The sequence below is a fragment of the Brevundimonas sp. PWP3-1b1 genome, assembly GCF_049896065.1.
GTDB lineage: Bacteria > Pseudomonadota > Alphaproteobacteria > Caulobacterales > Caulobacteraceae > Brevundimonas > Brevundimonas intermedia_B.
On record NZ_JAFCTO010000001.1, the window covers coordinates 210,431 to 223,663 of the forward strand.

Consider the following 13,233-nt stretch of genomic DNA (forward strand, 5'->3'; position numbering starts at 1 on the left):
GCCCGCGTCTGCCCTCGCCACGGGCTTTTCGCCGCACTAGAACGGTCGCATGACCCAATGGCTGTTCCCGCCCCGCCCCGTCCCGTCGCTGCCGATCGTCGGATCGGACCAGCGGTTTCCCGTCCGTCGCATCCTTTGCGTAGGCCAGAACTACGCCGCCCATGCGCGCGAGATGGGATCGGACCCCGACAAGCAGACGCCCTTCTTCTTCGCCAAACCCGGCGACGCCGTGGTGTCGGACGGGGCCAACCCCGCCTACCCTTCGGCGACGGCCAATCTGCATTACGAGGCCGAACTGGTCGCAGCCATCGGGCCGGATGCGGACGGCGGTGTCGCCATCCTCGGCTGGGCCGTCGGTTGCGACCTGACGCGCCGCGATCTCCAAGCCGAGGCCAAGAAAACCGGCCGCCCCTGGGACGCGGCCAAAGGCTTTGACCAGTCCGCGCCGTGCGGTCCGATCACCCTGGGCGCCCTGCCCCATCCCGCCGGCGCCATCGGCCTTAGCGTCAACGGCGAGGTCAAGCAGGCAGGCGCGCTGGACGACATGATCCTGAACCCCGACCGCATCGTCGCGGCGGCGCAGGCCCTGTGGAGCCTGCAACCCGGCGACCTGATCTTCACCGGCACCCCGTCCGGCGTCGGCCCAGTCAGCCCCGGCGACCGCGTGGTCGTCACCGTCGAGGGTCTGGAGACGCTCAGCTTCGAGATCCAGCCATGATCCTGCACGGCTATTGGCGTTCGGGCGCCAGCTACCGCGTCCGCATCGCCCTGAACCTGAAAGGCCTCGGCTACGACCTCGCCGCCCACGACCTGCGCAAGGGCGAGCAGAAGACGGCCGACTATCTGGCGCTGAACCCGCAGGGCATGGTGCCCGCCCTGCAGCACGGCGACCTGATCGTCACCCAGAGCCCGGCCATCCTGGAATGGCTGGAGGAAACCCACCCCGAGCCGGCCCTGTTGCCGACAGCCGCTAACGATCGGGCGACCGTGCGCGCCATGGCCGCCCTGATCGGCTGCGACATTCACCCGCTGAACAACCTGCGAGTGCTGAAAGCGTTAAGGTCGAATTTCGAGGCCGATCAGGCGACCGTCGACGCCTGGGCCGCCGGGTGGATCGCGCCGGGGTTCGATGCGCTTGAGGCCCTTATCGCACGCCACGGCGGCGCCTGGTGTTTCGGCGACGCGCCGACGCTGGCGGATTGCTATTTGATTCCACAGCTCTATTCAGCGCGGCGGTTCAACATGGACCTGTCGCCCTGGCCCCGACTTCTGTCCATCGAGGCGACCGCCCAGGCCCACCCCGCCTTCGCCTCGGCCCACCCGGATCGCCAGCCAGACGCGGATGTCTGATTTTCGCCGGATTGCGCATATCAGCGGTGGATAAGTAGGGTTCGCTTAAGGTCTCGCTCAGCGTCCCTTAAGCATTGGGCGTCATTGTGCGGGCGTGTCGTATTCCCCCGCCACACCTTCGGCGTCGTCGCCCATCCATCGCCTGGCTCTCGCCGTGGTGACAGAGCCCGAACGCGCGCCCGGCGCCTTCATGAGCGCGCCGTCCGGCGCCCGTGAAGAGGCCATGCGTTTTCTGCTTCAGACGGGAGCCGACGCCGGGGTTAAACTGATCGCCACCCGGCCCGAGGGCGACGGCGAGCGTCTGCTGGGTCAGGCCTGGCCCTTCCCCTCGCCCTTCCAGGTCACGGTGCGGACCGTGCCGTTGAGCGAAGGTCTGGACCGGGTCGAGGCCCGCGCCCGGCGCTCGCTGGAACGGATGGGCCTGCCCCGCGGCGACGTTTTGCTGATTTCCAACGCCGCCGATTTGGCCGGCGCCGAAGGTCGCGCCCTGTGGGATCGCGCCCGCAGCCTGAAGGATCGCGGCCTTTATCGCCGCATCGGCTTCTGCGCCACATTGGAAGACGGCCCCGCCCTGTTGGCCCGCCGTCTTGAAGCGGACGTGGTTCAGGTGCCGTGCAGCCTGCTGGACCAGCGCGCAGCCCAGGACGGCGTGCTGGAGGCCATCGCCGATACGGGCGCATCCGTTCATCTGTCTTCGGTCTTCGCCGGCGGCCTGCTGTTCGCGGGCGGCGACGATCTGCCGGCCGAACTGGCCAGCCACGCCCAGGCCCTGTCGCGCACGCGCAGACGCTTGGCCGAGCAACGCTGCGATCCGATGCAGGCGGCCCTGGGTTACGCCCTGGCGCTCAAAGGGGTGGACAAGGTCGTGGCCAGCGTCGCCTCTGCCGCCGAACTGCGCGCCATTTTAGCTGCCGCCCACGCCCCCTGCCCCAATCTGGACTGGGGATCATTGGCGCTGGAAGCGCCGGCGGCCTTCACCGCCGGCGCCCGCGCCCGGATCAGTAGCGCAGCCTGATCCCGACATAGCCGGACCGTCCCGGCTCTCCGTAACCGAACACCTGCTGATAGTGTTCGTCGCTCAGGTTCTCGATCCGCGCCGTCAATGTGACCTGATCGGTCAGTTCATAGGCCGCGTTCAGGTTCGCGGTGACGAAGCCGTCGCGCGCCACGGTCGAGAAGCCGCCGCTGTCATCCTGGTCGCCCTCGGCCCGCACCGTCAGCGCGCCCGAGACCCGGTCGCCCGTCCAGCCCAGGGTCGCCGAACCGGCGTGTTCCGGCACGCGCAGCAGGCGCAGGCCCGTCGAGCGATCCTCGGCGTCGGTCCAGGCATAGGCCAGCGTCAGGTCGAAACCGGCCCCCAGCAGCGCGCGGCCTTCCAGCTCGAACCCGTCCGAACGGGTCTTGGCCACATTGATGTAACGGCCGGCCGTATAGGTGATCTGGTCCTCGACGTTCAGGCGATAAAGGGTCGCGCGACCGTCGAACCGGCCGTCGGCCGAGGCCCAGCCCAGGGCGATCTCGACGCTGTCGGCCGTTTCCGGCTTCAGTTCGGGATAGGGCAGCGGCGCAAAGCAGAAGTCGCACACCGCCTGGCTGACCGTCGGCGACTTGAAGCCCGTGCCATAGGCGCCCGACAGGATGAAGCCGCCGGCCAGATCATAGGCCGCCGAAATCCGTCCCGTCGTCTTGGATCCGAAGTCGTCGGTGTCGTCGTAACGCAGGCCGCCGCTCAGGTTCAGCGCGCCGACGTCATACTGGGCCACGCCAAACACCGAGGTGATCGACAGGTCGCGCGACAGGCCCGACGACAGGGCCGCCGACGCCTCGTTGCGCTCGACGCCGAACGCATAGTCGATGTCCTGCATCGCGCCGTTGGCTTGCCAGCGATAGGCCTGGCGGTCGCCCGTGAATGTCGAACCGAAGCCGTCGCTGACCGAGGAGCGGTCCATATCCGACGCGGAGACGCTGAACTGATGGTTCAGGCCAAACGCCTGGGCGGTCACCCGGCCAAAGCCCGACCACTGCTCGCTTTCCTGGGTGTCGTCGGTGTCGGCCAACGCGAAAGTCGGGGCCGGGAAGCCGTCCAGGTCGGCCTTGCTTTTGTTCCAGCGCACCGAGCCGTCGACCTTGACCAGGTCCGAGAAGGCGTAGCGGCCCTTGGCGCCCAGGGTCGTGCTGCGGAATCCGTCGGCCTCGGGATTGCCGTCCGCCTCGTCGGCGGCGGAGATGCCGTCGGTGTCGAAGCGCGAAACATAGGCGCTGACGGCGTAGGTCTCGTTGGCGACGCCGGCCGATACGCGGCCGCGCACCGTGTCGAAACTGCCGGCCTCGGCCTCGGCGCGCACGCCGTCGATCTCCTTGGTCGTGAAGGCAATCACGCCGCCGATGGCGTCGGAGCCCCAGAGCGACGACTGGGGCCCGCTCAGCACCTCGATGCGCTCGATGTCGGCCAGCTCGAAGCTGGAGAAGTCATAGGCGCCGTTGGGCTCGGCCGCGTCGTTGACGGGCGCGCCATCGACCAGCACCAGGGTCTTACCGGGCGTGGCGCCGCGCATGCGGACCTGGGCCACGCCGCCGAAGGCGCCCGAGCGCGTCACCGACAGGCCCGGCACGTCGGCCAGGATGTCGGCGGCGAAGATCGCCCCGCGTTGTTCGATGGTCTTGGCGTCGATGACGCGGGCGCCGGGCGTGTCGGCGACGATGGCGGGAATGCGGGTGGCGGTGATGACGACGTCGTCCAGCTGGGTCGCATCATCAGCGGCGAAGGCAGGCGCGGCGAAGGCGGCGGCTATCGCAGCCGTCGAGAGAAGAATGGAACGCTTCATTGAGCGAGATCCCCGTTTCGGTCCCGCGAGTGCGCGCGAGAGACCGTCATGAGCGAGCCGACCCGCCAGACCGCGAGGGTCTGGACGGCGCAAGGTCGGGTCGCTGCGACGGTTAAGTCCCCGCGCCTCTGTCTGGTCCCGGACAGCAGCGAGCGACACAGGCGGCCAGGTTTCCTGGCTTGCGGGTCAAAAACCGTCGTCCTCGCCTTCCCAGTTTCCCAGTGGCGCCGAAGTCGTCAGACCCCGGACGGACGACGCTCTCGCCGCCTACAGTTGCGGGCACAGCCACGGTGTCTCACCGTGTTCCCTAAACCGCCTGGCGCGGCCTATCGCAGGGGCGACAAGCCTGTGCAAGGGCCGTTCAACGGCCTTGAGCCGCCGGGCGCGATCCGTCACCCTGTCGCCACATGAACGCCCCCGTCACTCACCCGCCCGAAATCGCCGCTTCGCTGGAGGGCGCGACGCCGTTCATGGCGCAATATCTGACGGCCAAGGCGGGTCAGCCGGACGCCATCCTCTTCTTCCGCATGGGCGACTTCTACGAACTGTTCTTCAAGGACGCCGAGGTCGCCGCCGCCGCCCTGGGCATCACCCTGACCAAGCGGGGCAAGCACCAGGGCGAGGACATCCCGATGGCCGGGGTGCCGGTTCACGCCATGGAGGGCTACCTCGCCCGCCTGATCCGCATGGGCCACAAGGTCGCCATCTGCGAACAGCTGGAAGACCCGGCCGAGGCCAAGAAGCGCGGCGGCAAATCCGTGGTCCATCGCGGCGTGGTGCGGGTCGTGACGCCCGGCACCCTGACCGAGGACAGTCTGCTGGACGCGCGCGGCGCCAATCGCCTGGCGGCGGTCGCGGTGCGCAAAGGAAGGGCGGCGGTCGCCGTGGTCGAACTGTCGTCCGGCGCCGTCGATTCCGTCGCCTGTTCCATCGAAGACCTGGGCGCGGCGCTGGCCGCCTTCCGGCCTTCCGAGGTTCTGGTCACCGACCGGATGTATTCGGACGAGGCCACACGCGATGCGCTGGATGGTTCGGGCGGCGTGGTCCAGGCGCTGGCCAGCGCCATCGCCGAACCGCAGGCCGCGCGCGTGCGGGTCGAGCGGCTGTACGGCGTCTCGGCGCTCGACGGCTTCGGTGCCTTCGAAGAGGCGGAGGTCTCGGCGCTGGGCCTGATCGCCGCCTATCTGGAGACGACCCAGGCCGGCAAGGTTCCCGCCTTGGCCCCGCCGCGCCGTCTGGGCGAGAGCGGCTTCCTCGCCATCGACCCGGCGACCCGAACCAGTCTGGAGATCGACCGCACCCAGCGCGGCGAGCGCGAGGGCAGTCTGCTCGCCTGTATCGACCGCACCGTCACCTCGGGCGGGGCGCGCGCCCTGGCCGAACGGATCGCGCGGCCCCTGCGCGATCCGCTGGCGATCAACGAGCAACTCGACGCCGTCGAATGGCTGCTGGAACGGCGCGATCTGCGGCGTGATCTGCGCGAGGCCTTGAAGGCGTCGTCGGACATCGCCCGCGCCGTGGGACGGCTGGCTCTCGGTCGCGGCGGCCCGCGCGACCTGGCGGCGGTGCGCATCGGCCTGTCGATCGCCGAGGGCGTCGCCGGCCTGTTCGTCGGGCAAGTCGATCCGCTGACCGGCCAACCCCGCCGCATCGCCTCGGCCCTGGACCGACTGACCCTGTCGACCGACGTGTCGCGGCTGAAGGCCGATCTGATCGACGGCCTGGTGGACGAGCCCTCGCACCTGGCGCGCGACGGCGGCTATGTGCGGCCCGACTATCGCCCCGAACTGGACGCCGCCCGCACCCTGCGCGATGACAGCCGCCGCGTCGTCGCCGACCTGGAAGCCCGCGCCGTCGCCGAATCCGGCGTGCCCTTCAAGATCAAGCACAACGCCGTCCTGGGCTATTTCCTGGAGACCAGCGCCAAGGCCGCCGAGGGCCTGCTGCGCGCCGGTCCCGACAGCCCCTTCATCCATCGCCAGACCCTGGCGAGCCAGGTCCGCTTCACCACCGTGGAACTGTCGGAACTGGACGCCAAGATCAGCCAGGCCGGCCATCGCGCCCTGGCCATAGAGGGCGAGACCTTCGAGGGCTGGCGACGCGAGGCCGCCCGCCTGGCCCAGCCGCTGCAGGCGGTGGCAGAGGCCTTGGCCGAACTGGACGCCCACGCGGCTCTCGCCGAATGGGCCCAGGAGGTCGGCGCGACCCGGCCCGTGGTGGACGACACCCTGACCTTCTGCGTCGAGGCCGGTCGCCACCCCGTCGTCGAGGCGGCGGTGAAGGCGCAAGGGGCGCCCTACACCCCCAACAACGCCCGTCTGGACGGGTCGGGCCAGGACGGATCGCGCCTGGCCATCGTCACCGGGCCGAACATGGCGGGTAAATCGACCTTCCTGCGCCAGAACGCGCTTCTGGTGATCCTGGCCCAGGCCGGCGCCTTCGTGCCCGCCCGCTCTATGCGGCTGGGCGTGGTGGATCGGCTGTTCAGTCGCGTCGGCGCCGGCGACGACCTGGCGCGCGGCCGCTCCACCTTCATGATGGAGATGGTCGAGACCGCCGCCATCCTGACCCAGGCCACGCCGAAGAGCTTCGTCGTTTTGGACGAGATCGGACGCGGCACCGCCACCTATGACGGTCTCGCCATCGCCTGGGCAACGGCCGAGGCGCTGCACGAGACCAACCGCGCCCGCACCCTGTTCGCCACCCACTATCATGAGCTGGCCCAGCTGGAGACGCGGCTGGACCACGTCTGCAACCTGTCCATGGTCGCGCGCGAATGGAACGGCGAGCTGGTCTTCCTGCACGAGGCGGCGCCCGGCGCGGCCGACCGGTCCTATGGCGTTCAGGTCGCCAAACTGGCCGGCGTCCCCGCCGCCGTCGTCGCCCGCGCCCGCTCGGTTCTGAACCGGCTGGAAGGCGAAAAGGCCGCCGCCGCACGCTTGGACGACCTGCCCCTGTTCGCCGTCGCCGAACCCGAGCCGATGCGCGGTCCCTCGCCGCTGGAAAAGGCCATGCAGGACGTCGATCCCGACGCCCTCAGCCCCCGCGAAGCGCTGGAAGCCCTGTACCGGCTGAAGGGCCTGGCTTGACCACAACTACGCAAGACTCCCTATAGGTTGAGAATCTTAACCTCGTTCGGCCAGAGTTGAGCCTCACCCTCTCCGGCCGCTCCAACCGAACGAGACAATGAAGCTCAGCGCCCTTTCCCTTTCGGCCAAGACGGCCCTGATGGTCATCGCCGCCCTCGGCGCCCTGACCCTGGCCGTGATGGCGGTCGCCGCCGTCCTTCTGACCCGCGACGCGGCGGCCAGAGCGGCCGAGCGGCAGGAAACAAACATGCGGGTCGCCTGGGACGTGCTGGCCGACTACGGCGACGGTTTCACCGCGCGCGACGGCAAACTCTACGTCGGCTCGACGCCGATGAACGACTTCACCGCCCCCGTGGATCGGGTGAAGACCCTGGTCGGCGGCACCGCCACCGTCTTCCTGGGCGACCTGCGCGTCACCACCAATGTGGTCAAGGACGACGGCTCGCGCGCGGTCGGCACCCGGCTGAAGCCCGGCCCGGTCTTCGACGCCGTGCTCAAGGACGGAAAGCCCTATCGCGGCCAGGCCGACATCCTGGGCAAGCCCTATTTCGTCGCCTACGACCCGATCAAGACCACGGCGGGCCAGACCATCGGCGTGCTGTATGTCGGCATTCCCAAGGCCGACTTCATGGCCTCGGTGAACAATGTGATGATCGCCCTGTTCGCCTGTGGCCTGGTCGTGGCCCTGTTGACGGTCGGCGCCTGCCTGGTCGTGTCGCGCCGGATGTTCTCGCCGCTGAAGGGCCTGTGCGACCGGATGGAGGCCCTGCGTCAGGGCCGCACCGACTTCGACGCTCCCTGGGTCTCGCGCGGCGACGACATCGGCCAGATCTCGCGCGCCGTCATCGCCTTTCGCGACGCCGCCGTGCGTCAGAAGGAGACCGAGACCGAGGCCGAGACCATGCGTGAAAGCGCCCGCGCCGCCCGCCTCGCCGGCGAGGCCGAACGCGAACGTCTGGCCGCCGAAGACGCCGTGGTGGTCGAGGCCCTCGGCGACGGCCTGGCGGCCCTGGCGCGCGGCGACCTCACCTACCGGATCACCACCACCTTCGCCGAGCGCAGCAAGAAGCTGAAGGACGACTACAACGCCGCCGCCGACACCCTGACGGCGACCATGGGCGACATCATCGAACTGGTCGGCGCGATGCGCTCCGGCACGGCCGAGGTCACCACCGCGACCAACGACCTGTCGCGCCGCACCGAGCAGCAGGCCGCCGCCCTGGAAGAAACCGCCGCAGCCCTGGATCAGATCACCGTCACGGTGAAGAAGACCGCCGAGGGCGCCCAGTCCGCCGCCGGCATCACCGCCAAGGCCCGCAGCGGCGCCGAGGAGCGCGAGCGGATCATCGCCGACACCACCGCCGCCATGGGTCAGATCGAAAGCACCTCGGGCCGCATCGGCGAGATCATCGGCGTCATCGACGAGATCGCCTTCCAGACCAACCTTCTGGCCCTGAACGCCGGGGTCGAGGCGGCACGTGCCGGCGAGGCCGGTCGCGGCTTCGCCGTCGTCGCCTCCGAGGTTCGCGCCCTGGCACAGCGTTCGGCCGACGCCGCGCGCGAGATCAAGGGGCTGATCGCCGCCTCCAGCGCCAGCGTGGGCGAAGGCGCCCGACTGGTGTCCCAGACCGGCAGCGCCCTGACCGCCCTGATCAGCCAGGTCGCCGACATCAACCTGCTGGCCGCCGAAATCGCCGCCTCCGCCCGCGAACAGGCGGTGGGTCTCGCCGAGGTCAACGTCGCCGTGAACCAGATGGACCAGACCACTCAACAAAATGCTGCGATGGTCGAACAGACCACCGCCGCCAACCAGGCCCTCAGCCACGAGGCCGAGCAGTTGGCCGAGTTGGTGTCGCGCTTCAGCATCGACGCAGGCCGCCAAACCAACGGCAGCGGGGCCCAGGGCCGCGAGAACGCCTGGGCCGCCTGACGCACCTCTGAACAGCAAAAGGCCCGGCCGACGAACGTCGACCGGGCCTTTTTCTTGTCCTGGAGCCTGCGCCTTTCGACGCAGCGCCGGATCAGGCCTGCATCATCCAGCCTTCGACATCCATGGCCGCCTGGCGGACGGCTTCCGAACGAGTCGGGTGGGCGTGGCAGGTGCGGGCGATGTCTTCCGAGGCGCCGCCGAAGCTCATGGTGATGGCGGCCTCGTGGATCATTTCGCCGGCTTGCGGACCCATGATGTGGACGCCCAGCACCTTGTCCGTGGCGGCGTCGGCCAGGATCTTGGCGAAGCCGTCGGTCTCGTGGTTGATCTTGGCGCGGCTGTTGGCGGTGAAGGGGAACTTGCCCTTCTTGTAGGCGACGCCGGCGGCCTTCAGCTGATCCTCGGTCTGACCGACCCAGGCCACTTCGGGGAAGGTGTAGACCACGCTGGGAACCAGGGCGTAGTCGACGTGGCCGTATTTGCCGGCGATGGTGTCGATCACGGCGACCGCGTCTTCTTCCGCCTTGTGCGCCAGCATCGGGCCGTGGGTCACGTCGCCGATCACCCAGACGCCGTCAGCGACCTTGAAGTGGTCGTGGTCGATGAAGCCGCGCTTGTCCGGCGTGACGCCGACGCTCTCCAGACCCAGTCCCTCGGTGTAGGGGCGACGGCCGATGGCGATCAGGACGACGTCGCCCTTGATCGTTTCGGCCGCGCCGCCGGCCGAAGGCTCGACCGTCAGCTCGACCCCGTCCTTGACCGACTTGGCGGCCGTGACCTTGGCGCCCAGTTTGAAGCTCATGCTCTGTTTGGTCAGGGTCCGCTGGAAGGCGGTGGCGACCTCGGTGTCCATGCCCGGCGTGATGCGGTCCAGGAACTCAACCACGGTGACTTCCGCGCCCAGGCGACGCCAGACCGAACCCAGCTCCAGGCCGATGATGCCGGCGCCGACCACGATCAGCTTCTTGGGCACGGCCGGCAGGGACAGGGCGCCGGTGGAATCGATCACCTTGCCGTCCTCGAAGGCGACGCCCGGCAGGGGGGTGGGCTCCGAGCCGGTGGCGATGACGATGTTCTTGGCGTCCAGCGTCTGGACCGAACCGTCGGCGGCGGTCACCTCGACCTTGCCCTTGCCGACGATCTTGCCGCGCCCCTTGATCCAGTCGGCCTTGTTCTTCTTGAACAGGAACTCGATCCCCTTGGTCAGGGCGGTGACGCTCTCGTCCTTGGACTTGTGCATCTGGCCCAGGTTCAGCTTGGGCTGGACCTCGATGCCGATCTTGGCGAACTCGCTGTTGGCGGCGTTCCACATTTCCGAGGCGTGCAGCAGGGCCTTGGACGGCATGCAGCCGACGTTCAGGCAGGTTCCGCCCAGGGTGGCGCGCATCTCGACGCAGGCGACCTTCAGGCCCAGCTGGCCCGCACGGATCGCGGCGTTGTAGCCGCCAGGGCCTCCGCCGATGATGACGACGTCGTAGGAAGCTTCGGCCATGGTGTCCTCTGATCGTTCGGTGCGGGGGGAGAGGCCCCGCGAATACAGGCTCTCGGGGCTGTAGGCAGCCGCCCCGTCGGGGTCAACCGCCCCACCGGCATATGGGGTCGCGAATGCGACCTTTGGAGGGGCGCCGCCACGCAAAAGGGCCGGACGTCGCCGCCCGGCCCCCTTCGTCGTCTGGAAAGGCTAGGCCTCAGAAGGCCATCCGCGCCACCAGCTGGAACACCGGGCCGGCGTTCTCGGATTCGATCTCGAACTCATCGTAGTCGCGGTCGATCTGGTCGGCGATGGTGTTGAACTTGTCGAACACCTCGTCCTTGGACGAGTCGAGCAGGTTCGAACCGGTGAAGCGGATCACCACGTTCGAGGCGACCTGCTTCTCGATGAAGATTTCCAGGTCGCCGCCGTACGAAGTGACGACTTCTTCGCCGACGATCCGGCTCTTGGCGTCGCCCTGTTTGCGATAGGTGGCGCCGAAGGCCGCGCCCCAGGTCGGGATGTCCTGGGTGAAGCCGACGTTGAAGACATAGTCCGACTGCGAGTTGAAGCGACGCTCGCCCAGGAAGTCGTCGACCGAACTGTCCAGCCACGAATAGTTCACGAAGACGCCCGTGTGCTCCATGCCGATGAAGTCCAGCGGCGTGGACAGGTCGAACTCGACGCCCCAGACCTGGCCGTCGCCGACGTTCTCGGCCGTCAGGCGGAAGGCGTCCGGTTCGTCCTCGGCCTCTTCACCCGTGTTGGTGATTTCGATCAGGTCGGTGATGTCGCGATAGAAGGCGTTGACGCCGATCACGCCGCGGCGGCCCAGACGACGCTCGAAGCCCAGGTCCGCGCCCCACGCCGTTTCCGGCTCCAGGTCGGGATTGCCGATGAAGTCGTTGTCGCCGTATTCGCCTTCCAGCAGGGCCGGCGACAGGAAGTCGAAGTTCGGACGGCGCACGGTGCGGGCCACCGAAGCCGTGATCCGGTCGCTGTCCGACAGCTTGAAGCGCACGCTCGCGGACGGCAGCAGGATGCCATAGTCCTTGTCGTTGGTGCGGTCGGCGGCGTCGACGGTCTCGTCCGTGATCGAGAAGTCGGTCGTCTCGTAACGCAGGCCGGCCTCCCACTTCGCCGCGCCGTTCTCGCCCGACAGCATGATGTAGGGGTCGATCCGGGTCTCTTCGATCGAGTTGATGCCGCCGTCGACGGCTTCGAAATCACCGTACTCGCTGTCGAGCAAGGCGCGGAAGACCGGCTCGTCCTCGACTTCGGCATCGGCCGAGAAGACCGTGCTGTCGCGGTTCTTCTTCGAATACTGGACGCCGAATTCCAGCTCCATGTCGCCGCCCAGCTTGATCTTGTGCTCGATGGCGGCCTGGATTTCCTCGTCCGTGACGTTGGTGCGGGTGCGTTCGCCCTCGATCACCTCGTCGCCGACGTCCAGTTCCTCTTCCTGCTCGAACTGTTCGTCGTCGATGCTGGCGTAGCCCAGCTTGAAGGTCGTCTCGCCGCCCAGCATCTCGCGCTCATAACGGCTGTTGACCGCCCAGTTGTCGGTCAGGATGTCGAGCGGGTTCGCATTGACCTTGGCCACGTCGTTGACGTCGCCCTCGTCGTATTCGATCGAGCTTTCGTCCTGGACGCGGTCGGTGCGAACGAAGACGCCGCTCAGTTCCAGGTTTCCGCCGGCGACCGGCATCTCATACGACAGGTTGGCCGAATAGTCGGTGCCGTCGCGGGTGTCGGTCTGGGCCTCGGTGTCGGTCAGTTCGCCGTTCGGCTCCGAATAGCGTTCCGAGAACTTCTGCTTCGGATTGCGGCGATCCTGGATGTTGCCGCCGATCAGCAGGCGGCCCGGCCCGACCTGGCCGCCCCAGACGGCGCCGTAGGTGCCGCCCCACTGGCCGTATTCGCTGTCTTCCCAATGCAGCGCGCCCAGGCGGACATAGCCGCCGTCCAGCGACAGGGCGTCACGCAGCACGATGTTGATGGCGCCGGCGACCGCGTCGCCAGAGCGGTTGGCCGACGAGGAGCGAACGACTTCGACCCGCTCGATCAGTTCGGCGGGGATGCGGTCCACGAAGAAGGAGCGATCCAGGTTGGCGCCGGGAACCCGCTCGCCGTTGATCAGGATCTGCGTATAGGCCGAGTCCAGACCGCGCATCCGCACGCCGTCCGATTCCAGCACGTCCGACAGGAAGGTCACCGAAGGCACGCGCTTCAGGGCGTCGCCGGCGGTCAGCGGCTCGAACCGCTGGAAATAGTCCAGGTCGTAGGACAGGGTCGGCACCACGTCGTCGGTGCGGTTGCGCATGGCCGGCTCGCCGGTGACGACGACTTCTTCCAGCGCCGTGACGGGCGTCTGGGCGGTCTGCTGCGGCGCGATCTCGTCGGCGGCCAGAACGGGAGCGGCGAAGGCGAGCGGGGCCAATGCGGCGCCCATGAGCAGTTTGATTTTCATCTCGATGATCCCCAGCGGCGGGCGACGTTTCACCTCTGCCGATGGGCGGCCCGATAGCGGGGACTGGCGACGCGAAAGCGACGTTTCGACGACGGCGA

The 13,233-nt window shown here is 68.4% G+C and carries 8 protein-coding genes and 1 riboswitch; of the genes, 5 read left to right on the forward strand and 3 right to left on the reverse strand.

Annotated features, from left to right (window positions below; all coding sequences use genetic code 11):
* Nucleotides 1-49 precede the first annotated feature (49 nt).
* From ACP69V_RS01045 to ACP69V_RS01055, 3 genes are all read left to right on the forward strand, one after another.
* Nucleotides 50-718: a fumarylacetoacetate hydrolase family protein gene (locus tag ACP69V_RS01045; protein WP_426022304.1), complete on the forward strand. Its 669-nt coding sequence runs from the start codon at nucleotides 50-52 to the stop codon at nucleotides 716-718.
* On the forward strand, nucleotides 715-1,350 hold the full coding sequence (maiA, locus tag ACP69V_RS01050) for a maleylacetoacetate isomerase (protein WP_426022305.1): 636 nt from the start codon (nucleotides 715-717) through the stop codon (nucleotides 1,348-1,350). The genes ACP69V_RS01045 and maiA overlap by 4 nt, the downstream gene beginning before the upstream one ends.
* 94 nt (nucleotides 1,351-1,444) lie before the next feature.
* The gene (locus ACP69V_RS01055; RefSeq protein ID WP_426018808.1) at nucleotides 1,445-2,365 is read left to right on the forward strand and encodes an aldo/keto reductase; all 921 of its coding nucleotides are present in this window, start codon (nucleotides 1,445-1,447) and stop codon (nucleotides 2,363-2,365) included.
* On the opposite strand, the gene ACP69V_RS01060 is transcribed toward ACP69V_RS01055, so the two are convergent.
* Nucleotides 2,349-4,175, reverse strand: coding sequence for a TonB-dependent receptor plug domain-containing protein (locus ACP69V_RS01060; RefSeq protein WP_426022306.1), 1,827 nt, complete (start codon nucleotides 4,173-4,175; stop codon nucleotides 2,349-2,351). The two genes, ACP69V_RS01055 and ACP69V_RS01060, sit on opposite strands and share 17 nt — an antisense overlap.
* Nucleotides 4,176-4,321: 146 nt before the next feature.
* Nucleotides 4,322-4,507, reverse strand: a riboswitch (cobalamin riboswitch).
* Between the two features lie 75 nt (nucleotides 4,508-4,582).
* On the opposite strand from ACP69V_RS01060, the gene mutS reads away from it, so the two are divergent.
* Together mutS and ACP69V_RS01070 are read left to right on the forward strand one after the other, a co-directional pair.
* Nucleotides 4,583-7,264 (forward strand): DNA mismatch repair protein MutS, encoded by a 2,682-nt coding sequence (gene mutS, locus ACP69V_RS01065; protein ID WP_426022307.1) that lies wholly within the window; start codon nucleotides 4,583-4,585, stop codon nucleotides 7,262-7,264.
* Nucleotides 7,265-7,361: 97 nt separating this feature from the next.
* Nucleotides 7,362-9,194, forward strand: coding sequence for a methyl-accepting chemotaxis protein (locus tag ACP69V_RS01070; RefSeq protein ID WP_426022308.1), 1,833 nt, complete (start codon nucleotides 7,362-7,364; stop codon nucleotides 9,192-9,194).
* A gap of 91 nt (nucleotides 9,195-9,285) precedes the next feature.
* On the opposite strand, the gene lpdA is transcribed toward ACP69V_RS01070, so the two are convergent.
* On the reverse strand, nucleotides 9,286-10,686 hold the full coding sequence (gene lpdA, locus ACP69V_RS01075) for a dihydrolipoyl dehydrogenase (RefSeq protein WP_426022309.1): 1,401 nt from the start codon (nucleotides 10,684-10,686) through the stop codon (nucleotides 9,286-9,288).
* Nucleotides 10,687-10,882: 196 nt separating this feature from the next.
* Nucleotides 10,883-13,135: a TonB-dependent receptor plug domain-containing protein gene (locus ACP69V_RS01080; protein ID WP_426022310.1), complete on the reverse strand. Its 2,253-nt coding sequence runs from the start codon at nucleotides 13,133-13,135 to the stop codon at nucleotides 10,883-10,885.
* Nucleotides 13,136-13,233: the final 98 nt, after the last annotated feature.

Coding starts and splice junctions, on each gene's coding strand:
- ACP69V_RS01045 (WP_426022304.1), top strand. CDS start 50: ATGACCCAATGGCTGTTCCCGCCCCGCCCCGTCCCGTCGCTGCCGATC.
- maiA (WP_426022305.1), top strand. CDS start 715: ATGATCCTGCACGGCTATTGGCGTTCGGGCGCCAGCTACCGCGTCCGC.
- ACP69V_RS01060 (WP_426022306.1), bottom strand. CDS start 4,175: ATGAAGCGTTCCATTCTTCTCTCGACGGCTGCGATAGCCGCCGCCTTC.
- mutS (WP_426022307.1), top strand. CDS start 4,583: ATGAACGCCCCCGTCACTCACCCGCCCGAAATCGCCGCTTCGCTGGAG.
- ACP69V_RS01070 (WP_426022308.1), top strand. CDS start 7,362: ATGAAGCTCAGCGCCCTTTCCCTTTCGGCCAAGACGGCCCTGATGGTC.
- lpdA (WP_426022309.1), bottom strand. CDS start 10,686: ATGGCCGAAGCTTCCTACGACGTCGTCATCATCGGCGGAGGCCCTGGC.
- ACP69V_RS01080 (WP_426022310.1), bottom strand. CDS start 13,135: ATGAAAATCAAACTGCTCATGGGCGCCGCATTGGCCCCGCTCGCCTTC.